The sequence below is a fragment of the Guyparkeria sp. SCN-R1 genome (genome assembly GCF_003932495.1).
Taxonomy (GTDB): domain Bacteria; phylum Pseudomonadota; class Gammaproteobacteria; order Halothiobacillales; family Halothiobacillaceae; genus Guyparkeria.
The window spans coordinates 102,401-128,106 of record NZ_QZMT01000010.1; the positions used below are offsets into that span (position 1 = coordinate 102,401).

A 25,706-nucleotide genomic window follows, 5' to 3' on the forward strand; every position below is an offset into this window, starting at 1 on the left:
TCCCACGATGAGCAAGACGCCCAAGAGCATCCGGGGCATGCACGACGTGCTGCCCGACGACACCCCCGCCTGGCAACGACTGGAGACGACGCTGCGCGAGACCGCTGCGGCCTTCGGTTACGAGGAAATCCGCATGCCGATCGTCGAGCAGACCGCGTTGTTCGCCCGGTCGATCGGCGAGGTGACCGACATCGTCGAGAAGGAGATGTACACCTTCGACGACCGCAACGGCGACTCGCTCACCCTGCGGCCCGAGGGCACGGCCGGCTGCGTGCGCGCCTGCCTGCAGCACGGCATCATCCACAACCAGCAGCGCCGCCTGTGGTACACCGGGCCGATGTTTCGCCACGAGCGCCCGCAGAAGGGCCGCTATCGCCAGTTCCACCAGTTCGGCGTCGAGACCTTTGGCGTCGCCGGCCCGGAACTCGAGGTCGAGTTGATCCAGATGGCCGCCTCGCTGTGGGACCGCCTCGGCATTCAGGATGTGCGCCTGGAGATCAACACCCTGGGTCAGCCCGAGGCGCGTGCCCGCCACCGCGAGGTGCTGGTCGAGTACCTTGAGGGTCACGCCGATCAGCTCGACGAGGAGGCGCGCCGACGCCTGCACGAGAACCCGCTGCGGGTGCTCGACAGCAAGAACCCGGCGATCCAGGAGATTCTCGAGGCGGCCCCGAAGCTGGCCGACTACCTCGACGAGGATTCGGCCGCCGATTTCCAGCGGACCTGCGAGCTGCTCGACGCGCTGGGCATCGAGTATCGGGTCAACCCGCGACTGGTGCGCGGGCTGGACTACTACAACAAGCTGGTGTTCGAGTGGGTCACCGAGTCGCTCGGCGCCCAGGGCACCATCTGCGCCGGCGGTCGCTACGACGGGCTGGTGGAACAGCTCGGCGGCCGTGCCGCCCCGGCGGCCGGGTTTGCCATCGGCATCGAGCGACTGCTGTCGCTGGCCGAGACGCCGGCAGATGCCGGTCGGGCCGACATCTACGTGATCGTGCCGGAAGTGGCCCGCCAGGGGGCGGGGCTACGGCTTGCCGACCGCCTGCGCCGCACCTTGGTCGGTCGACGGGTGCAGTGTAATCTCGACGGCGGCAGCCTCAAGGCACAGTTCAAGCGCGCGGATCGCAGTGGCGCCGCGACCGCGCTGATCGTCGAGGACGAGGCCGGCGAGCAGATCTCGGTCAAGCCGCTGCGCGGCGACGGCGAGCAGCAGACCGTCGCCGCGGACGCCCTCGACGGCCTCCTGGCCACTAACTAACGTATTTCGGGAACCCCTATGGTCGCCTCAGACGAAGAACAGATTGAACGCATCCGCGATTGGTGGTCGGAGCACGGCAAGACGGTGATCGCCGGGGTCGTGCTCGGTATTGCCGGCCTGATTGGCTGGCAGGGCTGGCAGGGCTGGCAGGACAACCGCGTCGCCTCGGCCTCCGCGGCCTTTGCCAATCTCGAGCAGATGGCGGCAAGCGGTGACGGTGACGTGGTCGAGCGGGCGCGTGAGGTTGCCACCAGTCACGACGGCACCAGCTACACCTCGTTGGCCTGGCTGATCGGCGCCGGTGCCGCCGTCGAGAACAACGACCTCGAAACGGCCACGTCCTATCTCGAGCGGGCACGCGAGAGCGCCGATCGGGCCCAGCTGGTCGCGACGGTCGACCTGCGGCTCGCCCGCGTGCTCTGGGCCCAGGGCGAGCATGACGCTGCGCTCGAGCGACTGGCCAATCCGCCGGCCGGGTTCGACGGGCTGTTCGCCGAACTGCGCGGCGACATCCTCGCCGAGCGCGGCGACCTGGTCGCCGCCCGCGAGGCCTACGAAACCGCCGTCGAGTCGGATGCCGCCAATGGCCTGCTGCAGATGAAGCTCGACAGCCTGCCGGCGAATGCAGAGGAGGCGTCATGATCACCACGCAATACAACAACCGTTGGACCCTGCCGCTGGTCGCCGGTCTTGCGATCGCTCTGGCCGGTTGCTCGGCACCGCGCGAGCTGGTCAAGCCCACGCCGCTGCAAGAAATCGAGAACGAGAACCCGCCCCAGGTCGCCTGGAGTGTCTCCTCCGGCGGCGATCAGGAGAATCATCTGACCGCCATCGCGCCGGTCGAGGACGAAGGCCGTGTCTTCGTGGCCGGTCCGAAGGGCGACGTGCTTGCTTACGATATCGAGTCGGGCAAGCGGCTGTGGTCGGTTGATCTTGATGCCGACCTGAGTGTCGGTGGTGGGGCTGGCGAAGGAATCGTCGTCTTCGGTAGCGAGGACGGTCGTGTCTTCGCCCTGGCCGCCGACAGTGGCGAGCGCCGCTGGGATGCCTCGATCCGCAGTTCCGTGGATACCGCGCCGTCGGTCGGCTTCGGTGACGTGGCCGTGCGTGGCCGTGACGGCTCGCTGGCCGTGCTGGACGCCGAGAGCGGTGACGTGCGCTGGCGCCAGTCGAAGAATCCGCCTGCCCTGACCCTGCAGGGGCAAGGCCGCGTGCTGATGTTTCCCGACGCCCTGGCCGCCGGTTTCGATGACGGCACGATCGCCGTTTTCGCCCGCGAGGATGGCCGCGAGCTGTGGAGCCAGGCCGTGGCGCTGCCGACTGGCCGGACCGACGTCGATCGCATGGTGGACGTCGATGCCACGCCGGTGTTCGCCGATGGCGTCTTCTACGCCGCGACGTACCAGGGCAAGCTGGCCGCCATGGCCGCCCAGGGTGGCCGCGAGCTATGGTCACGCGACTTCTCCAACACCAACAACATCGCTGCCGGCGGTCGCGCGCTCTACCTGAGCGACGCCGACGGCGTGATCTGGGCCATCGATCGCCGCAGCGGCGATGCCCTCTGGCGGCAATCGGATCTCAAGCACCGCGGCCTGACCGGTCCGGCCCTGATCAACGGTTACCTGATCGTCGGTGATCGTGAGGGCTACGTGCACGTGCTCTCGACTACCAGCGGCGCGCTGGTCGGCCGGGCCGATTGGGGCGATCCGTTGATCGACCCGATCCAGCAGGTCGACGGCCAGGGCCTGGCGGTCACCCGCGACGGCAAGCTGCGGATGTTCTCACTTGACTAATTCCGGCATCTGCCAATCCACGAGTCCTTTGACGCGATGAAACCCGTTATCGCCCTGGTCGGCCGTCCCAACGTGGGCAAGTCGACCCTTTTCAACCAGCTCACTCGCAGCCGCGATGCGCTGGTGGCCGATTTCGCCGGCCTCACCCGCGATCGCCAGTACGGTGCGGCTCGCCACGAGGAGCGTGACTGGCTGGTGATCGATACCGGCGGGCTGACCGGCGAGCGGGGTGGCATCGAGGCCCTGATGGAGGACCAGGCCTGGCTGGCCGTCGAGGAGGCCGACCTGATCGCGTTCCTCGTCGATGGGCGTGCCGGCCTGACCGCTGCCGACGAGCAGATCGCCGCCGAGTTGCGCCGTGCCGGCAAGCCGGTGCTGCTGGTGGTCAACAAGACCGACGGTGTCGACGAGCACGAGGTGCAGGCCGAGTTCTGGGCGCTGGGCATGGGTGAGCCGGAGTACATCGCCGCCTCGCACGGGCGCGGTATCGGCGGGCTGTGGGAGCGGCTCGAGACCATGCTGCCGCCGGAACTCGCCGAAGAGCCGGCCGAAGAGCCCGAGGGACGTGGCATTACCGTCGCCCTGGTCGGCCGTCCCAACGTGGGCAAGTCCACCCTGACCAACCGGTTGCTGGGCGAATCGCGCGTGCTCGCCTTCGATGAGCCGGGCACCACCCGCGACTCGATCAAGATCCCCTTCGAGCGTGACGACAAGCCCTACACGCTGATCGACACCGCCGGGGTGCGGCGCAAGTCGCGCGTCGGCGAGGCGATCGAGAAGTTCAGCATCGTCAAGACCTTGCAGGCAATCGACGCGGCCAACGTCGTGATCCTGGTGCTCGATGCGCACACCGGCATCACCGAGCAGGACCAGCACCTGCTGGGCTTTATCAACGAGCGTGGCCGGGCGCTGGTGATCGCGGTCAACAAGTGGGACGGGCTGGAGCCGGACGTGCGTGAGCGCGTGGCGTCGGAGATCGAGCGCAAGCTCGGTTTCATCAACTACGCCGAGATCCACCGCATTTCCGCGCTGCACGGCACCGGCGTGGGCCACCTGTTCGAGAGCGTCGACCAGGCCTATGAGGCCGCGATGCGCTCGATCTCGACCAACGCGCTGACCCGCACCCTGAGCGCTGCCGTGGAGCAGCACCAACCGCCGCTGGTGCATGGCCGGCGCATCCGCCTGCGCTATGCCCACCAGGGCGGCAGCAACCCGCCGATCATCGTCATTCACGGCAAGCAGACCAAGCGCCTGCCGGGGCATTACCACCGCTACCTCGAGTCCTACTTCCGCCGCGAACACGACCTGATGGGCACCCCGATCCGGATAGAATTCCGCACCGACTCGAACCCCTACGAGGGCAAGGTCGACCGCCGCACCCCGCTGCAGAAGGTCAAGCAGAAGAAGGCCGAGTCCCGTCGACGCTCGGCGGGGCGCGAACCGCGCAAGGGCTGAAGTCCGGCCTGGCCGGGCAGGCTCGCAGGCAGGGCGGGGGACACGCGCCGCCGACCTCCAAGGTTGCGCCGCTTCCCTCTTTCCGTTCTCAGCTCTCTCGTCTGAGCGCCTTCCCCTCGAATCCCTCGACCCACATCCGGGTCGCCCCGCAGACGCCCACTGGCATGGCGAAGAAATTCGCCACTGGCACCATGGTCATCAGCGTCATCAGGCTGCCGAAGCCGAGCGTCAGTGCGGGGCGTTGGCGCAGCCGACGACGTTGCTCGGCAAATGACAGGCCATGGTTGCCGGCCGCGTTATCCACATATTCCAGGCTCATCATCCAGGCCGAGAAGACGAACCAGGCGAACGGGGCCAGCAGGTTCAGGCCCGGGATGAACCACAGGATCAGCAGCGGGATCGCCCAGGCCGCAAGATAGAGCAATCGGCCGACCTCGCCGGCCACTGCGCTAACCGCCCCGGCAATCACGCCCTGGCCGTCTTCGGGCGGTGGCTCGCCGGTCAGGTGCGCCTCGACCCTTGCGGCGAGCACGGCATTGAACGGCGCGGCGATCAGGTTGGCGACCAGCGTGAAGGTAAAGAAGGTCGCCAGCAGCAGGCCGAGCACCACGATCGGCATCAGCAGCCAGTAGAGGAAATCGAGCCAACCGGGCAGCAGGCCCTCGACCCAGTCGCCTGCGAGGTTCAGCAGCAGCCAGCCGGCCAGGCCGAACAGCAGGGTGTTGATGAAAAGCGGGATCAGGGTGAAGCGGCGCAGGCCGGGTTGCCACATCAGGCGCAGGCCGGCCAGCCAGTAGCCCAGCCCCCCCATTTCGCGTGCCACCTGTGTGAGTGGTTGGGTCATGTTCCCTCTCCGTTCGCCAATGCCGCGAGGCGTGCCGCGCCCACGGCCGCCTCGGTGTGCTCGGCCGTCTGCACGGGCACGCCCAGTGCGCGTTCGCGGATGCGGGCGAACACCTGGTTGTTTGCCCCGCCGCCGGAGGAGAGCACTCGACGCACGGTCGTGCCACCCAGCGCGGCGAAGCGCCGATAACCCAGCGCCTCGATCCTCGCGATGCCGCGCAGCATCCCGCCGAGGAAGAGGGCCGGGTCGGCCGGGCGCGGCGTCAGGCGCGGGCGCATGTCGGGGGCGACCACCGGGAACCGCTCGCCTCGCCCGACCAGTGGCCAGTAACCCAGGGTGTCCGGGGCCGCCGGGTCGATCGATTCGCTCAGCTGGGCCAATGCCTCGCTGTCGAAGAAAGTGGCCAGTACGCGACCGCCGGTATTGGACGCCCCGGAGACCGCGAACCGGTCACCGAATCGATGGCTATATACCCCGCTGGCCGCATCACTCACCGGGCGGGTGCTGATCAGTTTCAACGCCAGCGTCGAGCCCAGGCTGGTCACGCCGTCACCTTCCTCGGCCGCCCCGCTGGCCCAGAGGGCGGCCATCGAGTCGGTGGTGCCGGCGGCCACGATCACGCCCTCCCGCAGGCCCCAGCGTTGGGCAAGGTCGGGCGTGACGGGTGCGATCGCGGTGCCCGGGCGATGCACCTCGGGCAGCCGGTCGCCGAAGCGTTCGATAAGCGCGGCCGGCCATTGCTCGGCCACCGCGTCGAATCCCCACTTGAGCGCGTTGTTGCTGTCGCTGACATGCTGGCCGGTCAGGCGAGTGACGAACCAGTCGGCCTGACTGACCGGTCGGCCGCTCTGGCCGCGCTCCTCGGCCAGGAATCGCCAGCGGGCCAGCGCGGACAACTGGGTGTCGGGGTCGAGGTCGAGTTGCTGCAGCGCCTCGATCTGCCCGTGCCCGCGCGGGTCGTCATACATCAGGGCGGGGCCCTCGGCGGCACCGTCGTCGGTCACGGTCAGCACCGTGCCGGAGGTGCCGGCAAAGGCGATCGAGGTGACCTCGGCCAGGTGTGCCTGCTGGCCCAGCCGTCGCATCAGGTCGTCGAACGCCACCCACCAGTCGGCCGGGGTCTGCTCGTGACCGTCTGGTGTCGGTGGCACCGGCCAGTTCGCCTTTTCCAACCAGAGACAGTCGCCCGCAGCATCCAGGGCGGCGACGCGCAGCCCCGAGGTGCCGACGTCGATACCGAGGTGTCGGGCTAGCGTCATGGGAACCTCTGAACGAATCAGGGCAGCTCGACTTTCGGCGCCGGCGTCCAACCGTCCTGGCGGTGTTCGACCACCACGTTGGTCCAGATGCCGCCGCGCACGTTCCAGCGGCCGGTCAGGCGCAGAAAGCGCGGGTTGATCGCGGCGACAATGTCATCGGCGATGCGGTTGGTCATCGCCTCGTGAAAGCCGCCTTCCTCGCGGAACGACCACATGTACATCTTCAGTGACTTGAGCTCGACACACTGCTGGTCCGGCACGAAGTCGATCAGGATGGTGGCGAAGTCCGGCTGGCCGGTCTTGGGGCACAGGCAGGTGAACTCGGGCACCTCCATGTGAATGGTATAGTCCCGTTCCGGATGCGGGTTGGGGAAGGTTTCAAGTGTCTTGCTGGGTTGCGTCGACATGGATGACTGTCCTGCGGTGTGTGACGAGGTTCTGTTGAATCGGGGGCGGAAGTATAAGTCCCCGACCCGGGCCTTGCCGACCGTAACGGCTGATTACGGTTTCACGCTGTCCCGTGGGAGCTTGCCCGGCAAGCGCGTGGCTCCGCTTCGGCCTGCCGCCTCGTTTGCACCGGGGGTGTATTGATCCCATGCGCCTGACGCGCCTGTATCTTGCCGGCTTCAAGTCCTTCGCCTCGCCCACCGAGATCCGCCTGCCGGCGAACACGCTGGCGATCGTCGGGCCCAACGGCTGCGGCAAATCCAACCTGATCGACGCACTGCGCTGGGTGATGGGCGAATCCTCGGCCCGCCACCTGCGCGGCCAGGCCCTCGATGACCTGATCTTCGCCGGCAGCGGTGAGCGCGCCGCGGCCAGTCGCGCCGTGGTCGAGCTGACGCTCGACAATCGCGAGCGCCGCATCCACGGCCCCTTCGCCGCCTACAACGAACTGACCGTCCGGCGCAGCCTCGACCGCGACGGGCAGTCCCGCTACGAGATCAACAACACCCGCGTGCGTCGCCGCGATGTGGTCGACCTGTTCCTCGGCACCGGGGTGGGCGCACGCTCGTACTCGGTGATCGAGCAGGGGCAGGTTAACCGCATCGTCGATGCCAAACCCGACGAGCTGCGCGGCTACCTCGAGGAGGCCGCCGGCATCTCGGTGTACCGCGAGCGCCGCCGCGAGACCGCCAATCGCATCGGCCACACCGAGGAAAACCTGTCGCGGCTGAACGACATTGCCGCCGAGCTCGAGCGCCAGGAGGCCACGCTGGCCCGCCAGGCGCGTGCCGCGCGGCGATACCGCGAGCTCTCGGCGGTGCGCCGTCGCCGCCAGGTCGAGGCCGCGGCCGTTGCCCTGATCGAGGCCCGCGAGGAACGTCAGCAACTCGATCGGATTGTCGCCGACACTGGCAAGACCGAGGCGGCCTGCGAGTCGCGCCTTGCCGCGGCCGAGGCCGCCCAGGACGAGGCCGAGCGCGCCGTCCAGAGCGCTGGCGAGCGGCTGGCCGAGCTGTCTGCCGAGAAGTATCGGCTGGCCAATGACCTCAATGCCGTCACCACGCGCCAGGCCGAGCTCGATGCGCGGCTCGAGGGGCTCGATCGGCAGGCGCACCACGACCGGGAGACCGCCGAGCGCCGCGAGGGCGAACGCCGCGAGGCCGACACCCGCCGCGAGCGGCTGACTGTCGAGCAGCATGACACCCGTTCCTCTCTGGATGAGCTCGCCGCTGCCCATGAGCGCGCCCGCGATCATCGTTCGGCGGCCGAGGCCGAACTCGACTCACTGCGCCGCGAGGCGATGACCGCCGCCGAGGCGCGTATCGGTCCGCAGCGTGAACAGGCGCGGCTCGGCGAGCGTCTCGATGCCGTGGCGCGCGAATGCCGACGACTCGAATCCGCCCCGGCCGCCGCCGAGCTGGCCCGCGCCCGCGAGGAACGGGCCGAGTTGGAGCGCGAGCATAAGCAGCATGGCGGCCAGATCACCACGGCCGAGGCGGCCCTCGAGGTGGTGGAGCGCGATCATGACGAAGCGGTGGCGACTGCCGAGGCCAGCGAGGCCGTCCTGCACGATCACGAGGAGGCCCGGCGGCAGGCGCGCCACGTACATGACGGGCTCACCGCCGAGCAGCAGGCCCTCGATCGGCTGATCGCCGCGCATGCGCCGCAGGCTTCCGATGACCGCTCGGGGCCTCGACTGGTGGAGCGGCTGGTCGAGGCCGATATCCGAGAGCCCTGGGTGGGCCACGCACTGGGCGAGGCACTGGAGGCCGAGCTGGTCGACGACCTCGACGCGATGGTGGCCGCCGAGATCGATCGGTTCAACCAGACGGAAGGCGCCGGGGGCTGGTGGCTCGAGGCGCAGGCGGATCGAGATGCCGACTGGCTCGCCGAGCGGGTGCGCGACTTTCCGGGGCGGCCAGTCGAGGATCTGGATGCCGCCCTGGCTCGTCGTCCGTCCCTGGCGACAGGCGAGTTCCTGATCACCCCGGCCGGATGGTGGGTCGGGCGGCACTGGGTGGGGCGCAGCGGCAACGCGGGCGCCGCGACCCACCTTGCCCACCTGGCCCGGCGCCGCGAGCTCGAACAGGAGGTCACCCAGGCCGAGGCCGCGGTGGAACGGGCCGAGACGGCGCTGGGCGAGAGTCGGCGGCGGTTCGAGGCCGACCGCAAGGCCGTCGAGGCCATACGCCAGGAACGCGACAAGCAGGCACGCGCGCTCGAGTCGGCACGATTGGCGGGCCGGCACCTCGGCGAGCGCCTCGAGCGTCTGGCGCAGACCGTCGAGACGCTCGAGGCTCGCGCGGGCGCCGAGTCCGAGGAGCTGGAGGTCGCCCGCCGGGAGCAGGCACGCCTCGAGGCCGAGCGCGATGCGGCGGCGGATGCCGTGGCCCAGGCCGATCAGCGCCGCAACCAGGCCGTCGAGCGACAGGAGTCGGCTCGCGAGGCTCTGGAAGGGGCCCGCGAGACCGCGCGGGTCGCGGCCGACCGCTTTCATCGTGCCCGCCGCGAGATAGAGCAGCGCGACGAGAGCGTCGCGCGCCTCGGCGATGAGATCCGCCGGCTGGATCACGAGCGCGAGGCGATCGCCCGTCGTCTGGATGAGCAGGCCCGCGAGCGCGAGCGGGCCCAGGCCGAGCGCGAGGGGCTGTTGACCGAACGGCGCCGTCAGGAGGAGCGCCTCGCCGAGGCGGAGGCGGCCGAGGTACGGGCGCGCGAGGATCAGCGGGTGGCCACCGAGGCCCAGGCCTCGGCGCGTCAGGCGGTCGCCGAGGTGCGTGGCGAGCGCGATACGGCGCGGGCGAAGAGCGAGCAGGCCCGCATCGATCGCGCCCAGGGCGAGACCCGCGAACAGCATGCCCGCACTCGCCTGGCCGAGGCCCGCGACCAGCTCGCCGACGACGAGGAAGAGCCCGAGGCCGAGGCGATCGAGCGACTCGCCGCCGAGCCGGGGGTGGCCGAGCGACTGGCCGCGGAGCTTGCCGATCTTGAGGCCCAGATTCGTCGGCTGGGCGCGGTCAATCTCTCCGCGATCGAGGATCACCGCGAGGTTGAGCAGCGTCGCGAGGAATTGGCCGGCCAGATCGAGGACATCGAGTCGGCGTTGGCGCAACTGGCCGAGGCGATCGAGACCATGGATCGCCAGACCCGTGAGCGCTTTCGCGAGACCTTCCATGCGGTCAACCAGCGCCTGGGGCCACGCTTCGAATCGCTGTTCGGTGGCGGCGAGGCCCGCCTGGAACTGACCGGCGACGATCCCCTCGATGCCGGGGTGGCCCTGATGGCCCGTCCGCCCGGCAAGCGCATCAGCCATCTCTCGTTGCTGTCGGGCGGCGAGCGGGCACTCACGGCCACCGCACTGATCTTCGCGATCTTCGAGCTCAACCCCGCGCCGTTTTGCATTCTCGACGAGGTCGACGCCCCGCTGGACGAGGCTAACGTGGGGCGGTTCTGTGCTATGGTTTCGGCCATGTCCGACCGGGTGCAGTTCATGTACATCACCCATAACAAGACCACCATGGCGAGCGCCTCCGCGCTGGTCGGCGTCACCATGCGGGAGGCCGGTGTCTCGCGGATCGTGTCCGTCGATATCGACGCCGCGGTGGGCCTGGTCGAGACCTGACACGAATGCCCTTGGAATTTGTCGTGAGCGGACCAGTGAGCCAGCAGACGTATCGAACCGACGGACCCGTCATGAGTCTCTGGACGACGGGCGGCGACGCACCGGTTTTCGGGGAGTAGACGGTATGGAATGGTTGCGCTGGATTGTTCTGTTGGTGGGGCTGCTGGTGATTGGCGGCATCGTCTGGATGTATCGCCGGCACCGCAGTGAGCAGGCGGTCGACCTCGGTGGTGGCCAGCCGCATCGGGGTGATTATCACGACCCGATCGATGCCAGCGTGGGTGCCTGGGCGGATGCGGAAGATGGGGACTCCGGTCGCGGCGAGCGGCGCGAACCGCAACTCGAACTCGCGGGCGACAGTGGGGACGATGGTTGGTCGCCGCCCGACGCCGATGGCTTTATTGATGGGGCATCCGCCGGTCGGGTGGTCTGGCGTGCGCCGGACGCGGATGACGAGCCCGAACGCCCGGCACCGGCTGCCTCAAGTACATCGCGCATGGAGCCGGCCATCGAGTCCGAACCGGACTGGCACGAGCCGACGCCCGAGCCACCGGTCCGCGAGGAGCCGCCGGTTGAAGAGGAAGCCCCGGCTCGAGACGAGTCCACCTCTCGCCCGCAGCCCGGCTTTTCCAGCCTGTTCACCCGCCAGGGGCAGACGAGCCGGCGCACCGAGCCACAGGCGTCGGCCGACGAACCCGCCGAGCCGGCGCCTGCCAGTGGCCCGAGCGATGCCGAGACCATCGCGGAAGACGAATCGGTGGATGCCGAGGCGTCGCCCAGCGGGGCCGTCATCTCGATGATGATCGTCGATCGGGAGCAGGCCGCAATGCCGCCCGAACGGGTGCGTCGTGCCATCGAGGATTCCGGCTTCGAGTTCGGCGAGTTCGCGATCTACCACTTCCAGGATATCGACGGGGCCGACTGGTTCTCGCTGATGAATGCCGTCTCCCCGGGACAGTTCAACCCCGACGACCTGTCCTCCTTCGAAACCCCCGCGCTGGCGTTGTTCATGCAGCTGCCGGTGCGTGGAGGCGCCGATCCGTCGCTGGTCTTCGAGCGCATGCATCAGGTGGCCACCTCGCTGGCCGAAGCGCTGGATGCCATGCTGATCGACGACCGTCGTGAGCCGCTGGACAGCGAGTCGATCGACCGGTATCGCGAGTTGATTGATCAGCACGGGTGATGGCGGCATGAGTGAGGCCGACGAACGCAAGCGCCTTGCGGCCCTGCGCGCCGAGATCAACCAGCACAACTTCCGCTACTACGTCCTCGATCGCCCCACGGTGCCGGACGCCGAGTACGACGCGCTGATGCGCGAGCTCGAGGCGATCGAGGCGAAGCATCCCGACTGGATTACCCCCGACTCGCCCACCCAGACGGTGGGTGCCCCGCCGAGTCACGCCTTCGAGACCGTCGAGCACCAGTTGCCGATGCTGTCGCTCGACAACGCTTTCGACGCCGACGAGTTCACCGCCTTCGACCGCCGCGTGCGCGAGCGCCTTGGCCGCGACGAGCCGATCACCTATCTGGCCGAGCCCAAGTTCGACGGCCTGGCCATCAGCCTGACCTACGAGGGCGGCGTGCTCGCCCGGGCGGCGACCCGTGGCGACGGGCGACGTGGTGAGGACGTCACCGACAACGTTCGCACCATCGAGACCGTGCCGTATTCGATCGACCTGCCGGTCGACAGCCGCATCGAGATCCGCGGCGAGGTGGTGATGACCCACGAGTCGTTTGCCGAGATCAACCGGCGCGCCGAACGACGCGGCGAGAAGGTATTCGCCAACCCGCGCAACGCTGCGGCCGGCTCGCTGCGCCAGAAGGACCCCCGGGTCACGGTCAGCCGGCCGCTGCATTTCTTCGCCTACGGTATCGGGGCGGCCGAGGGCATCGAGGCGCCGGCCACCCAGTCGGGCTGGCTCGACTGGGTCGAACGGCTGGGGTTTGCCGTCGCGGAACACCGCGACCGGGTCGAGGGGCTGGAGGGCGCGCAGTCCTTCCGCGCGTCTCTGGGCGAGAAGCGTGCGGGGCTGGCCTTCGATATCGACGGCGTGGTCTACAAGGTGGACTCGCTGGCCGACCAGCGGCGTCTCGGGTTCGTCGCCCGCGCGCCGCGCTGGGCGATCGCCTGGAAGTTCCCGGCCGAGGAAAAGCTCACCCAGGTGCGCGACGTCGAGTTCCAGGTGGGGCGCACCGGCGCGCTCACGCCGGTCGCTCGCGTCGAGCCGGTGGCCGTGGGCGGGGTGACCGTCGCCAATATCACCCTGCACAACATGGACGAGATCGAGCGCAAGGACGTGCGCATCGGCGACTGGGTGCGCGTGCGCCGCGCTGGTGACGTGATCCCGGAGATCATCGAAGTATTGCCCGAGAAACGTCCCGACGATGCCCGCCAGATCGGGTTGCCGGCTACCTGCCCGGAATGCGGTTCCGAGGTGCTGCGTGACGAGGAACAGGCGGTCGCGCGCTGCACCGGCGGGCTGTTCTGTCCGGCGCAGCGCCGCGAGGCGATCCGCCATTTCGCCAGTCGCAAGGCGATGGACATCGACGGGCTGGGCGAGAAGTGGATCACTCTGTTTCTCGAACGTAATCTCGTCGAGCACGTCGACGACCTGTTCCGCCTGAGCCGGGACGACCTGATCGCCCTGCCGCGCATGGGGGTGAAATCCGCGGACAACCTGCTCGAATCACTCGAGAAGGCCAAGGAGACCACGCTCGACCGATTCCTCTTTGCACTGGGTATCCCCCTGGTCGGCAGCGAGACGGCCAACGAATTGGCCAAACACTTCCGAGACCTTCAGGCGCTGCGCCACGCGACGTTCGAGGATTTCATCGAGCAGAAGGGGGTGAGCGGCATCGGTCCCAAGCGTGCCGAGTCGCTCCACGACTGGTTGGCGGGGCACAAGGCGGACGGGTCGACCGCCCTTCGCGACGCCTTTGCCGAGGACCGGCCGGCGGGCGTGGATGAAAAGACCCTGGCGCGCCTGGCGAAGGTGTTCCCCACGCTGGCCGACATGCAACGCGCCGCCGAGAAGGGTCAACTCCAGAACGAGACGATCACCAAGGTGTCGGGCATCGGGCCGGAGATCGCGAAATCGATCGTCGCGTTCTTCAAGCAGGATCACAACAACGAGGTGATCGACGGCCTGCTCGAGGCTGGCATCCACTGGCCGACGCCAGAAGCTCCCGCCGAGAACGCGCCGCTCGCCGACAAGACCTTTGTCATCACCGGTACCCTGCCGGACATGACCCGCGACGAGGCATCCGATCGGTTGACCGCGCTCGGGGCCAAGGTCACCAGCTCGGTCTCCAAGAAAACCACCGCGCTGATCGCCGGCGAGGCCGGGGGCAGCAAGCTCGACAAGGCGACGAAGCTGGGCGTACCCGTGCTCGATGCCGAGGCCTTCGCCCGCCTACTGGACGATCCGTCCACGGTCGCGTCAGACCTCTGACCTCTTCCCCTCCTGTCGCCAAATCGTCAAGACGGCGACACGCCGCTGTCATCCAGTCGGCCTAGCGTCTGACTCGTGGGGCACTCTCGCCCCGGAGTCAGACCGAGGTGCCGATTGGACATCCGACTGGTGACGGAAACCTTTCCGCCCGACATCAACGGGGTGGCGACCACCCTGGGTTGCCTGGTCGCAGGCCTGCGTGAGCGCGGTCATCGCGTGGCGGTGACCTGCCCGAAGGCGGCCGTGGCGCGCGACCTGGGCGACGGGGCGGAGGTGCCGGGCGTCGCGCTGCCGTTCTACCGCGAGGTGCGGTTCGGTCTCCCGCGCCGGCGTGCCTTTCTCGCCGACTGGCGTGACGATCCGCCGGATGTGGTGCACATCGCCACCGAGGGCCCGCTGGGTGCCTCGGCGCTGGCGGCCGCGCGCGCCTTGGGGTTGCCGGTCACTACGTCATTGCACACCAATTTCCACGCCTACGCGCGCGACTATCGGCTGGGCTGGCTGGCCAGCCCGGTGATGCGCTACCTGCGGCGATTCCACAACCGGTCGGCGCACACCTTCATCCCCACGGCCATGCAGGCCGATGAGCTCTCGGCACAGGGTTTCGAGCGACTGGTGGTGCTGGGGCGTGGCGTCGACACCGAGCTGTTCAACCCCGATCGTCGCGACCCGGCCCTGCGCGCCCTGTGGGGCGCTGATGAGACCACGCCGGTGCTGCTGCATGTCGGACGCCTTGCCGCCGAGAAGAACCTGGACCTGCTCTCGGAAAGCTGGTCGCGGGCGCGTAAGGCCGAACCGGGAACCTGCCTCGTGATTGTCGGAGATGGGCCCGAGCGGACCCGTCTCGAGCGTCTGCTGCCGGGCGCCGTCTTTGCCGGGGTCTTGCGGGGCGAGGCTCTGGCGCGGCATTACGCCTCGGCTGACGCCTTCCTCTTTCCCAGCCTGACCGAGACCTTCGGCATCGTACTGCTGGAGGCCATGGCCAGCGGGCTCGACTGCCTGGGTTTCGACTACGCCGCGGGGCGGTTGCTGATCGAGCCGGGCGCCAACGGATTGCTGGCCCCCACCGATACCCGTGACGCCTTTCTCGACCAGGTGCCGGCATTGCTGGCCGGCGGTGCGGGCGATCGTCGGCGCCGCGCCCGCGAGACGGCGCTGAGATACGGCTGGTCTGCGATCATCGATGCCTTCGAGCAGCACCTGCTGGACGTGATCGATGCCACCGAGCGGCAAGCACAATGGCGGGCGGAGCGGGCATGAGTCTGTTGCGTCCACGGTTCGTCGAGCCGGCGCGGTTGTCGCGGCACCTGGGTGCCTATCTGGCCTGGGAGGCGCTGGTGACCGAGCGCTGCAATCGCATTCATCGCCGGCGCGTCCCGCGGGCGGTGTTCGCACTGGCCTCGCGGCTTGGGGATGGTGTCGGCTGGTACGTGCTTGCCCTGATGGTGCTGGCCGTTCACGGTGGGGTTGCAGTCGAGCCGATGCTGGTCATGCTGCTCTCCGGTGGTGTCGGTGTGCTGGTGTACCTGACCATCAAGCGGCGTACCGGCCGGTTGCGGCCGCTTCATCGGAACGTGCGGATTGAGGTAAGTGTCGCGCCGCTCGACCAATACAGTTTCCCCTCCGGCCACACCCTCCATGCGACGAACTTCGGTATCCAGCTCCTTGCCTTCGAGCCCTCGCTCGCGCCGCTGATCGTGCCGTTCGCCCTGCTGGTCGCGAGCTCCCGCATGGTGCTCGGTCTTCACTATCTCTCCGATGTGCTCGTCGGCGCCGCTATTGGCGGTCTGATCGCCTCTTTCAGCCTTTCCCTGTTGTGAATCGCCATGTCGGGAGGTGCCGGCGTCCTCGGGGTTGTGGCTAGTTTCGTATATTAGTAAAACAGTAAAAATGGTAACGGTGGGGTGGCTATTGTCCGTGGGCGCTTGAGTGGCCAGGAAATGCGATTGCCTGTCCCGTAACCGACTGTTGTTGCGTGGTTGTAATCCTGCGCCCCGTGGGTTCTATCAATGAGGGCAAAAGGATAGTCTATATATGAAGTGCAAAATAATATGGCGCAGCGGTAAGGTTGCTGGGTCCGGGCAAGGACGGCTAGTGCATGTCTGGACGACATGAAACATCGAGGAGGAGCGGGGATGTCACAGAATCGAGAAGCGGCGATCGGCCGTCGACTGTCGACCGCGTCCCTTGCGGCGATCGGGCTGGGCTTGATGCTGGCAGCCGGCATGTCGCAGGCGGAAAGCGATACGGAAAGGATGGAGATGAGCACCGGATCGATCATCGGGGCGACCTGCATGGGTTGCCACGGCTTCCAGGGCCAGGGCAGTGGTGATATTCCCCGCCTGGCTGGTGTGGCCAAGGAGGCCACGGCGGGCAAGCTGCTGGAATACAAGTCGGGAGCCCTCGAGGGGACGGTGATGAATCGGATCGCCAAGGGCTACACGGATGACGAGATTCAGGCCGTGGCCGAATTCTTCGCCAAACAGTGAGCCGTCCCGCTCAAGCACAAGGAACACGAGAGGTAACCGCTATGAGTCTTTCCCGACGCGGATTTCTGAAATTGAGCGCGGCGATGGCCGGTGCCGGGGCCATCGGCGCGACGGTAGGCTGCCAGGGTGACGGCGCCAAGGCCGACGCTAAGCGCGTGGTCGTCATCGGCGGCGGCTTCGGCGGCGCGACCGCGGCCAAATACGTCAAACTGTTCGACCCGTCGGTCGAGGTGACCATGATCGACGGCCAGGCTAGCCACACCACCTGCCCGTTCTCCAACCTGGTCATCGGCGGTCTCAAGGAGATCGACGAGATCACACACGACTTCACCGCACTGGAAAAGCATGGCGTGAACGTGGTCAAGGGTTGGGTCACCGGGATCGACGCGGAGGGGCGCGTGGTCACCCTGGAGGATGGTCGGACCTACGAGTACGACCGCCTGGTCGTCTCGCCGGGAATCGACTTCAACTACGACGCGATCGAGGGCTACTCCGAGGAAGTCGCCGACACCAAGATGCCGCATGCTTGGCAGGCGGGTGAGCAAACCTTGCTGCTGCGCAAGCAGCTCGAGGAAATGGAGGATGGCGGACGGTTCATCATGGTCGCGCCGCCGAACCCATTCCGCTGCCCGCCGGGACCGTACGAGCGGGTTTCCCTGGTCGCGAACTACTTCAGGGAAAACAAGCCCAACTCGACGATACTGGTGCTTGATCCGAAGGCGAACTTCTCCAAGGAAGGGCTGTTCCGCGAAGGATGGGAAGCCGATTACGGGGGCATGATCGAGTGGATCGGTCCCGACTTCGGTGGCGGCGTGGACAAGGTCGATGCCGACCGCATGGTGGTTACCGCCGGTGGCACGGAATACGACGGCGATGTCATCAACGTCATCCCGCCTCAGAAGGCCGGCTGGATCGCGCACGAGGCCGGCCTGGTCGACGATTCCGGCTGGTGCCCGATCAACACCGGCACCTACGAGTCGACCATGCATGCCGGGGTTCACGTCGTGGGGGATGCCTGCATCGGCTCGCCATTGCCCAAGTCCGGCTTTGCCGCGAATTCGCAGGCCAAGAACTGCGCGGCGGCGATCGTGGCCATGTTCCACAACGAGAACCCGCCGGAGCCGAGCTGGGTGAACACCTGCTACAGCCTGATTGCCCCGGACTACGGCATCTCGGTGGCGGCGGTCTACCGCGTCGAGGATGGCAAGACCGTCTCCGTAGAAGGCGCCGGTGGCGTCTCGCCCCTGGGTGGCAAGAACGCTGAGAAGGAAGCCGGCTACGCCCACGACTGGTACGCCTCGATCACCGAGGATATCTGGGGCAGTTGACCGTTTTCCGTGCCGCCCACGTGGCGGCTGAAGCCAGAAGGCCCGCCATCGCGAGATGGCGGGCCTTTAATCGTTATCAGGGCATTATGACGCCGGTCCCGTATGCGTGCGGGCCTTGCCCGCGAGTGGCGCCAGCCGCCGTCCCCGTTCGAGCGTGGCAACGAGCTGAGGCCGGGACTCGCTTCCGCCGGCGCGAGGCAAGCTCCCGCAAAGGCATGCTATAACCGTAGGAGCGCCTTCAGGCGCGATACGTCGACGTGGCGCCAGTAGGCATCGCGGCTAAAGCCGCTCCTACGGGATGTGGGTACGTCCCACCGTGCAAGCGGGGCTTGCCCGCGCAGGCCGCCGCCGGTGGCCGTTCCGGCTTGATTTGTCCGTGCCGGCGCAACGTCGTGAAGCTCTCAGCTCTCAGCTCTCAGCTCTCCCAGCCAGTCCTCCAGCAACTCGACATGCGTCGCCGCCACCGCCGAGCGCGGCAAGGGTTCGAGCGGCCGGTCGAGGTAATCGAGTTCACCGTCAAGATCGGCGGATGCCCCGCCCGCCTCGTGCAGGATCAGCTGCCCGGCGGCGTAATCCCACAACTTCTGCTTGCCGTGCACGTAGACCTGCACGCGATGCGCCGCCACCCAGCACCAATCGAGTGCTACCGAGCCGATCGATCGCTGTGAGCCATAGGGCGGGTCGCAGGCCAGATGCGTGGCGACATCGCGCGGCAGGCGCTTGAAGTCCACCGTGGCCAGGCAGCTCTTGAGATCCTGCCGCGGCTCGTTGGCAAGCGACAGCCGCTCCCCGTTCAGCCAGGCCCCGCCATCACGTGAGGCATGAAAGCACTCGTCCCGGCTGGGATCGAAGACCACGCCGAATATCGTCTGTCCGCCCACCAGCAGGGCGACCGTCACCGAGAACACCGGGAACCCGACCCGGAAGTTGCTTGTGCCGTCGAGCGGGTCCACCACCCAGGTGGGCCGCCCGTCCAGACACTCGCGCCAAGCCGCTTCCTGAGCGGCGAGGTCCATCTCCTCGCCCAGAAAGCCGTGCGCGGGGAACCGTTCGGCCAGGCCCACCTGCAGATCCCACTGCATCGCGTGGTCGGTGGCGGTGACCCAGCTGCCGTCACTTTTCTGATCGGCCGCCTGCGTGCCTCCGTGCAGCAGGTGTCGGTGGGCGGTCTCCTGGACGAGTTGGATCACCGAAGACTGGTCGTCGGGGTTAAGCGATTGCATTGCGGGAACCTCTCGTCGAAATGGCGGGGCCGGAAAATCGTGACCGGGACAGATCCTATTGTGCTCAAGTCGCTTCGATGGCGATGGTTCATCAGAAGACTGGTCTGGTTGAGCCCGGATTCTACGTGACTTGGATCGCTCGTTGACCGTTCGTCCGTCACCTACCGCCTTTCGTCAGTTGATTGCTGGAAGCGGTCGTTCGTTCATGATTGGATCCATATGTGAAAAAGGAATCGAACCGCATGACACGAATACGCGCTCCGCAACGACGGTTTAGTCGATCTTCAGGCTTCAGCTTGATTGAGTTGATGATCACCATCGTGGTGGCTGCGATTCTACTGGCTGTCGCCATTCCTGGTTTTGGCAATCTGATTCTCTCTAACAAGCTCACCACCGTGACTAACGAATGGGTCACGGCGGTCAATGTGGCGCGTTCGGAGGCCATCAAGCGTAATGCGGTAGTGGTGATCTGCGGGGAGTCAGGCGATGACAGCACGACTCTCTCCACCGGATGCGATGCGCAGGCTAGCTGGGGAGAGGTCAGAGCATTGAATAGATCGACTTCGGGCGATTCAGTCGAGGTGGTGAGGGCGCCGCTGATGGGGGACATTCCGTCTGGCATCAGTGTGACCGGAACCAAGACGCTCCGATTTGGCGGCAACGGTATCGGCCGTCAGGAGAACCAATCCGCCCCAGATAGTGATGTGCTGATTGCGGACATCAGTGCGCCGGATCTGAGTGGTGACAATCATCGCTGCGTGCGGTTGATCACCGGCACTACGCTCAACACCGTTTCCTCGGATACATGCGGGAACTGACTATGAGGCTTATCCATTTCAGGAAGGGGCAGTGTGGTGTCGGTCTAATCGAGGTGTTGATTGCCGTGCTGGTGCTCTCGATTGGCTTTCTGGGTATCGCCGCATTGCAGGCCAAGGCATTGTCAAACAACAACAGCGCCATGGCCCGCACTCAGGCGACGATTGCCAGTTACTCGATCCTCGATGCCATGCGGGCCGATCGAGCGAATGCTTTGGCAGGAGACTACGACACGACAGTCACCTATTCCGCCTCTTCCACGTCCAACGATGGCAACGTCACTGCTGCGTCGTGTTCAACGAGCACCTCCCTGAGCGGATTGGCTGATGCGCAGGTCCAGGCTTGGTGCGCTGGGGGTGGGTCAGGTGCGCCCAATGGCTTGGCGGCACTGGGCGACGGGGCGACCGGGACGATCGTTTGTGACTCCAATGGCGTCTGCACCATTACGGTGACATTTGATGATGGAAAGGCCACGGGTGGGGAAGCGACTCAGGCCGTGGTGACCGAGGCGGGGATATGAATGTGATCATCCATAAGTTTCAGGTGGCGAGAGCGTCGCGGATGCGAGGTGATTCCGGCTTTACCCTGGTTGAGCTGATGATTGCACTCGTTTTGGGGCTGGTCATTATCGGTGGTGTCATCAGCGTGTTTCTGGCTAACAAACAGTCCTACCGAACCAACGAAGCGTTGAGCCAGGTGCAGGATCATGGCCGAACGGCTTTCGAGTTCCTTGCGCGAGATATCCGCATGGCGGGACTGACGGGGTGTGGTAATACAGGGCGGGTTGCCAATGTCTTGAATGATGGCCCGGCCGCCGGCGGCACGGAGTGGTATTCGGATCTTTCTGATGCTGTTCGAGGCTTTGACGGGGGCCAAGGTGGCGCATCGGTTGATATCGGCACCGCTGAAGGCGAGCGAGTTAACGACACCGACATGATCCAGCTAATGGGTGTTGACGGGAACACATTTAGCATCGAGCAGCACAAGTTTGCTTCCGCCCAGTTCAAGATCAACGAACCGACGACGACATTGGTGAACAATGACATCGTGGTGGTCTGTGATCCAGACCATGCGGCAGTCATGCAGATCACGAGTTACAACAGTAATAACGTCACGGTGGTCCACAACACGGGGCAAGGCGAACCAGGCAATTGTTCCAAGGGGCTTGGTTTTCCGACGAAGTGTGCCTGTTCCGAAACAGGGCAGACCCCCCCAGCCTGCGTTAACGATACGGTGGGTGCGCAGTACGAGTTTGGCAAGAACTCACAGCTGGCGAAGCTTGCGGCGTCCGCCTGGTACATCGGCAACAATCCCGCCAACGGGCGGTCACTCTACCGGGCGAGCTTGACCAACCTCAGTGGGACCCTCACCACGCAGCCCACCGAGATGGTCCGCAATGTCACGGACATGCAGCTTGCGTATCACGAGGCAGGTCAGGACAGCTTTGTGGGTGCCGGTAGCGTCGGTAACTGGCTTTCTGTCGATGCAGTCCGCGTCATATTGACGCTGCAAAGCGAGCAACCGAGGGCTGGCACCGATCAGCAGGCCCTGTCTCGCACGCTCAGCACCACCGTCACGATCCGCAACCGGGTGAACTGAGATGGATTGGTTTTCCAGAAAATCGGCACAGTCAGGGATCGCGCTGGTCATTGCGCTGATCTTGCTGCTTGTGATTTCCCTGGTAGGGCTCGCGTCGATTCGCGGCACAACATTGCAGGAAAAGATGTCCAGCAACCTGCATGATCGTGACTTAGCCTTCCAAGCGGCAGAAGCCGCCCTCCGAGCTGCTGAGCGCGCGTTAGGTAGTAACTCGGCCATCATTGCCCGTGAGTGCTTCGACGACAGTGCGGCGAACGAGTGCAGCGCGAACCCGGCCGAGTGGGCCGACGATCCGCAAGGGCCCAATTGGCAAGATGTCGATAACGCAAGCGACTTTAGCTCCAGCTTTCAGCCCAATGGCGCTCCGCCGCAATACACCATCGATGACATGGGCTTATGGCCCGACCCGACCTCGTCGACCGGGATAAATCAGAGTGGTGCCGGTACGCAGTATGGCGCCCAAGGTACGACGACAACCGTGCATTTCTATCGCGTCACCGCCCGTAGTGCGGACCCGACGGATGTCGATGACCGTGCCGTTGTCTGGCTCCAGGGCTGGGTTCGCCTCTAGGAGGGGGAAGATATGAGTATCGAATTGCGTAATTCAGTCCGGATGCTCCGGTTCGCTCTGGCATTAGCGGTTGGTTCTTTCGCCTTTTCGGCAGCGGTGCAAGCTGTTGATCCCCCGTCAGTCTCTATCGCTAGTGAGCCGTTGGCAACGCAGGTCAAGTTGGACCCTAACCTGGTGCTGATGTTCGACGATTCTCTCTCGATGACTTACAACTACATGCCAGATGGCCTTAGTGCCTCTGACTTGGGTTTTCGCTCGTCCGACGTGAACAAGATTTATTACAACCCAAGCGTGGCGTATGTTCCGCCGTTTCAGGAGAACGGCGATACTTACAGTCATTCCACATTTCCCTATGCCAGCGTCAACGGGTTCGTTTCGGATGCCGCCACGCCAAATATCCTTGCTGAGAGCGATTACTCCGAGCGTCCTGTTTACGACTCAGTAAATAACCAGAATCAGTGTGACGCCCTTAACGGTGAGTGGGACGTCACTGCAAGGCAATGCAGTGCGAAATTCAACGCATTTGTTTATCTCACCGGCACGCCGGGTTCATTCGTCAAGAACTACGTGGTCTCCAGTAGCGAGAGCTGCGCGGACATCGCCAACTGTCACGAGTCCGACGAGAGCTTGACCATTGGTTCGGTCTCGACGACGTACGGTCAGAACATTGCCAACTGGTATTCCTATTACCGGACCCGTTTGCTGGCGGCCAAGAGCGGCGTAATGAATGCGTTTTATCCGATCGGTTCGGAATTTCGCGTTGGTTATGGATCAATCAACGGAGACTCCCTGACGGACGTGGCAGCGTTTGAGGGTGACCACCGCGAGGCATTCTGGGGTTGGCTGGAAGGGCTGGTGCCATCATTTCGGGCCCCGTACACGCCGCTGAGAGGCGCCTTGGATCGTGTTGGTGAATACTACACAACAGATTCCGCTTGGGAAGATGAAAATGGTGTGATTGCCGGCTGCCGACAGGCCTACACGGTGCTGACTACGGATGGCTATTGGAATGACGGTCGGTATGCCTCGTTCTCTTGTGGCGAAGCCTTCAATAGTATTGGCGATTCTGACGGTGCCGCCGGTAGCGAGATAAAGAATCCAAACGGGCTTGCGTACACATATGAGCCGGCTGCTCCCTACACTGACGGCTATTCCTGCAGTGGCACGTTGGCCGACGTTGCTATGCACTACTGGAAGCGGGATTTGATGCCGGACGTCGAAAACTATGTGCCCACAACCGACCAAGATCCTGCATTCTGGCAGCACATGGTGACCTTCGCCGTTGGTCTGGGCGTCGAGCCCACCAACATCGAGCCGGCAGGTACTACTGTGGACGAAATCTTTGACTGGGCGAACGGTGGTGATGCGATCGATGGTTTTCGTTGGCCACAGCCGGATCAGAACAGTGAGAATAATGTCGCAGACCTTGCCCATGCGGCGCTGAATGGCCGCGGAGGGTTCTACCAGGCGGACAACCCGGCGGCATTCGAGGCTGGTATCGCCGGCGCGCTCGGCCGGGCCGCCGAGCGGGTGGGCACGGGTGCGAGCCTGGCGGCGAATTCAACTCGCCTCGAGTCGGGGACCGTGGCCTATCAGGCCGAGTACTATACCGGCAGCTGGCGCGGTGACTTGAAGGCCTACGACATCGCCTCGGATGGCTCGATTGCCGACGTGCCCTCTTGGAGTGCATCGTCGATGCTGCCGGGCTACGGTGCGCGGGACATCCGAACTTACAACCCTGACAGCGGCAGCGCGGTTGCCTTCGCCGACCCATCGGATCTGTCCGTCGCTCAGCGCACTGATCTGGGGTGCTCTGCGGATGCCACCCAGTGCCAGGATATCGTCGATTATCTGCGCGGCGGTGATGCGAATGAGGAAAAGAGCGGCGGCATTTTCCGTGACCGCGCTACACCGCTTGGCGATATCGTCCACTCGCAGCCGGTATATGTTGGTTCGCCCGACCCTAACCTCTATAACGCCCGGACCTTCGATGGTGCGGATACCTACGGGACCTTCGCTGCGGACCCCGAGGGCGACAACGACAACAACGATATTGATCCTCAAGCTGGCTCCGAAACCCGTGAGGGGGTCGTGTACGTGGCCGCTAACGACGGCATGTTGCACGGATTCGATGCTGATACCGGCGAAGAAATCTTTGCCTACCTGCCGGGGGCTGTGCTGACGGCAGGGTTGGAGGACTTGGCTGACCCGAACTATGGGGCAGGCGCGCCCTCGCATAAGTATTTCAACGATGGCGAGCTGACGGTCGCCGACATCTATGACGGTGGCTGGAAGACGGTTCTGGTCGGGACGACGGGGCGAGGTGAAGCCAGGGCTGTCTATGCACTGGACATTACCGATCCGGCTGACATCCAGTTTCTCTGGGAACGTTCGGCCGGCGATGGGGTGGACGCCAATGATGTTTATATCGGCCAAATGACGGGCAAGCCACTAATCGTGCTTACGCCGAACGGTTGGCGCGCATTGATTGGAAATGGTTACAACAGCGCCCAAGACAAAGCCGCGCTGCTGGAGTTTGACCTTGAGTCCGCCAATGGTGCTTTGTCTGTTCATGTCACGGATGACGAAACGGGTAATGGCTTGGCCGCTCCGGCCACCTTCGACACCTCATCGGGTGCCGCAGGTCAGGACTTGGCATTCGCCGGTGATCTCAATGGTCGACTTTGGAGCTTCGACCTGTCGGATGCCGACAGTGCAGGGCAAGAGGTCTTCCAGGCAAAAGATGGAGGCGGTGTTGCGCAGCCGATTACTGCTGGCGTGCTGTTGGGGCAGGATGCGAATGATCCGGACGGGACCCTGTGGGCATTTTTCGGGACGGGGCGTTATCTGTCCACAGATGATGCTGACGTGTCGGATTCCCCGCAGATGCAGACTTGGTACGGCTTGAAGGTTGGGCCCGCTGGGTGGGATGACGTGATCGAGCCGGGGGAGGGGGCGAGCCGCAGCACCTTGGATCTTTTGATCGAGCGTGAGATTCTCGATGAGCAACCGGCGGCTGACACCGATGACGATGGAACCGTTGACCAGCTGGCTTATCGCATCTTCAGCCAAGAGTCCACGCCGGGTGAGATTGACGACTATTCAGGTTGGTTTATTGATCTTGTTCCGCCGGGTGACGGTCCTAAGACCGACCGAGCCGTAGGGGAGCGAATGGTCGTCCCGAATCAATTTCAAGGCAGTGTGTTGGTGGGTACGTCGCTGATCCCCGATCAAGGCGGGGACGAGTGCAACCCGTCGGGTAGTGGTTTTGTCATGGGACTCGATCCCTTCGATGGCACCAACGTCGATCAGGCCTTCGTTGATTTCAACGGCGATGGAGTGGTCGATTCGTCCGATCAGGTTGAATTCGGTGGTGAGTATTATGCAACTGGTGCGATCGGTTTCAGTCGGTTGCCTAACGCTCCCATCTTTGTGGGAAACAGCATGCTGATCAGCTTCGATGACGGCAGTACCGCCTCCGTCCAGACAGGAACCGGTACGGCTGGCGGACAGCGGACATCTTGGCGTGAGATCGTGGCCGACTAGTTTA

The 25,706-nt window shown here is 65.3% G+C and carries 20 protein-coding genes; 16 read left to right on the plus strand and 4 right to left on the minus strand.

Going from position 1 to position 25,706, the window contains the following annotated elements; genetic code table 11:
• Nucleotides 1–7 precede the first annotated feature (7 nt).
• From hisS to der, 4 genes are read left to right on the plus strand one after another with little or no spacing between them, the layout of a single operon-like run.
• Nucleotides 8–1,258: a histidine--tRNA ligase gene (gene hisS / locus D5687_RS07190; protein ID WP_125199092.1), complete on the plus strand. Its 1,251-nt coding sequence runs from the start codon at nucleotides 8–10 to the stop codon at nucleotides 1,256–1,258.
• 18 nt (nucleotides 1,259–1,276) lie between these two features.
• Complete coding sequence (locus tag D5687_RS07195; RefSeq protein WP_125199093.1) at nucleotides 1,277–1,900, plus strand: tetratricopeptide repeat protein; 624 nt, start codon at nucleotides 1,277–1,279, stop codon at nucleotides 1,898–1,900.
• Nucleotides 1,897–3,051, plus strand: a complete 1,155-nt coding sequence (gene bamB, locus D5687_RS07200; protein ID WP_125199094.1) for an outer membrane protein assembly factor BamB — start codon at nucleotides 1,897–1,899, stop codon at nucleotides 3,049–3,051. The genes D5687_RS07195 and bamB overlap by 4 nt, the downstream gene beginning before the upstream one ends.
• A gap of 36 nt (nucleotides 3,052–3,087) precedes the next feature.
• Nucleotides 3,088–4,506 (plus strand): ribosome biogenesis GTPase Der, encoded by a 1,419-nt coding sequence (gene der / locus D5687_RS07205; protein WP_125199095.1) that lies wholly within the window; start codon nucleotides 3,088–3,090, stop codon nucleotides 4,504–4,506.
• An 88-nt stretch (nucleotides 4,507–4,594) separates the two neighbouring features.
• On the opposite strand, the gene cysZ is transcribed toward der, so the two are convergent.
• From cysZ to queF, 3 genes are read right to left on the minus strand one after another with little or no spacing between them, the layout of a single operon-like run.
• Nucleotides 4,595–5,350, minus strand: a complete 756-nt coding sequence (cysZ, locus tag D5687_RS07210; RefSeq protein ID WP_240031452.1) for a sulfate transporter CysZ — start codon at nucleotides 5,348–5,350, stop codon at nucleotides 4,595–4,597.
• Nucleotides 5,347–6,609, minus strand: coding sequence for an FGGY-family carbohydrate kinase (locus tag D5687_RS07215; RefSeq protein WP_125199096.1), 1,263 nt, complete (start codon nucleotides 6,607–6,609; stop codon nucleotides 5,347–5,349). Before D5687_RS07215 ends, cysZ begins: the two co-directional genes overlap by 4 nt.
• 17 nt (nucleotides 6,610–6,626) lie before the next feature.
• Nucleotides 6,627–7,016 carry a preQ(1) synthase gene (gene queF / locus D5687_RS07220; protein WP_125199097.1) on the minus strand — a complete coding sequence of 130 codons (390 nt, stop codon included), beginning with the start codon at nucleotides 7,014–7,016 and terminating at the stop codon, nucleotides 6,627–6,629.
• A 188-nt stretch (nucleotides 7,017–7,204) separates the two neighbouring features.
• Between queF and D5687_RS07225 the strand changes: the two genes are divergently transcribed.
• The 7 genes from D5687_RS07225 (at nucleotide 7,205) to D5687_RS07255 (ending at nucleotide 17,947) form a co-directional block, all read left to right on the plus strand.
• A complete protein-coding gene (locus D5687_RS07225; RefSeq protein WP_125199098.1) occupies nucleotides 7,205–10,678 on the plus strand; it encodes an AAA family ATPase in 3,474 nt (1,157 codons plus the stop codon).
• A 124-nt stretch (nucleotides 10,679–10,802) separates the two neighbouring features.
• Nucleotides 10,803–11,861, plus strand: a complete 1,059-nt coding sequence (locus tag D5687_RS07230) for a cell division protein ZipA C-terminal FtsZ-binding domain-containing protein (RefSeq protein WP_125199099.1) — start codon at nucleotides 10,803–10,805, stop codon at nucleotides 11,859–11,861.
• A gap of 7 nt (nucleotides 11,862–11,868) precedes the next feature.
• Nucleotides 11,869–14,130 (plus strand): NAD-dependent DNA ligase LigA, encoded by a 2,262-nt coding sequence (gene ligA / locus D5687_RS07235; RefSeq protein WP_125199100.1) that lies wholly within the window; start codon nucleotides 11,869–11,871, stop codon nucleotides 14,128–14,130.
• A 114-nt stretch (nucleotides 14,131–14,244) separates the two neighbouring features.
• The gene (locus D5687_RS07240) at nucleotides 14,245–15,390 is read left to right on the plus strand and encodes a glycosyltransferase family 1 protein (protein ID WP_204742161.1); all 1,146 of its coding nucleotides are present in this window, start codon (nucleotides 14,245–14,247) and stop codon (nucleotides 15,388–15,390) included.
• Nucleotides 15,387–15,950, plus strand: coding sequence for a phosphatase PAP2 family protein (locus tag D5687_RS07245; protein WP_125199102.1), 564 nt, complete (start codon nucleotides 15,387–15,389; stop codon nucleotides 15,948–15,950). The genes D5687_RS07240 and D5687_RS07245 overlap by 4 nt, the downstream gene beginning before the upstream one ends.
• A gap of 315 nt (nucleotides 15,951–16,265) precedes the next feature.
• Nucleotides 16,266–16,619 carry a c-type cytochrome gene (locus tag D5687_RS07250; protein ID WP_158611804.1) on the plus strand — a complete coding sequence of 118 codons (354 nt, stop codon included), beginning with the start codon at nucleotides 16,266–16,268 and terminating at the stop codon, nucleotides 16,617–16,619.
• A 41-nt stretch (nucleotides 16,620–16,660) separates the two neighbouring features.
• Nucleotides 16,661–17,947, plus strand: coding sequence for an NAD(P)/FAD-dependent oxidoreductase (locus D5687_RS07255; RefSeq protein ID WP_125199104.1), 1,287 nt, complete (start codon nucleotides 16,661–16,663; stop codon nucleotides 17,945–17,947).
• Nucleotides 17,948–18,348: 401 nt separating this feature from the next.
• Here the strand turns inward: D5687_RS07255 and D5687_RS07260 are convergent, their stop codons facing one another.
• Nucleotides 18,349–19,170, minus strand: a complete 822-nt coding sequence (locus D5687_RS07260; protein WP_125199105.1) for an inositol monophosphatase family protein — start codon at nucleotides 19,168–19,170, stop codon at nucleotides 18,349–18,351.
• 242 nt (nucleotides 19,171–19,412) lie between these two features.
• Here D5687_RS07260 and D5687_RS07265 point away from each other — a divergent pair, with 242 nt between their 5' ends.
• From D5687_RS07265 to D5687_RS07285, 5 genes are read left to right on the plus strand one after another with little or no spacing between them, the layout of a single operon-like run.
• Nucleotides 19,413–19,988 carry a GspH/FimT family pseudopilin gene (locus D5687_RS07265; protein ID WP_125199127.1) on the plus strand — a complete coding sequence of 192 codons (576 nt, stop codon included), beginning with the start codon at nucleotides 19,413–19,415 and terminating at the stop codon, nucleotides 19,986–19,988.
• A gap of 2 nt (nucleotides 19,989–19,990) precedes the next feature.
• Nucleotides 19,991–20,506: a type IV pilus modification protein PilV gene (gene pilV, locus D5687_RS07270; protein ID WP_192894159.1), complete on the plus strand. Its 516-nt coding sequence runs from the start codon at nucleotides 19,991–19,993 to the stop codon at nucleotides 20,504–20,506.
• Nucleotides 20,503–21,585, plus strand: a complete 1,083-nt coding sequence (locus D5687_RS07275) for a PilW family protein (protein ID WP_204742162.1) — start codon at nucleotides 20,503–20,505, stop codon at nucleotides 21,583–21,585. Before pilV ends, D5687_RS07275 begins: the two co-directional genes overlap by 4 nt.
• A gap of 1 nt (nucleotide 21,586) precedes the next feature.
• Nucleotides 21,587–22,156: a PilX N-terminal domain-containing pilus assembly protein gene (locus D5687_RS07280; RefSeq protein ID WP_125199107.1), complete on the plus strand. Its 570-nt coding sequence runs from the start codon at nucleotides 21,587–21,589 to the stop codon at nucleotides 22,154–22,156.
• Nucleotides 22,157–22,168: 12 nt separating this feature from the next.
• Entirely contained in the window at nucleotides 22,169–25,702 is a 3,534-nt protein-coding gene (locus D5687_RS07285) for a pilus assembly protein (protein WP_125199108.1), read from the plus strand.
• Nucleotides 25,703–25,706 lie beyond the last annotated feature (4 nt).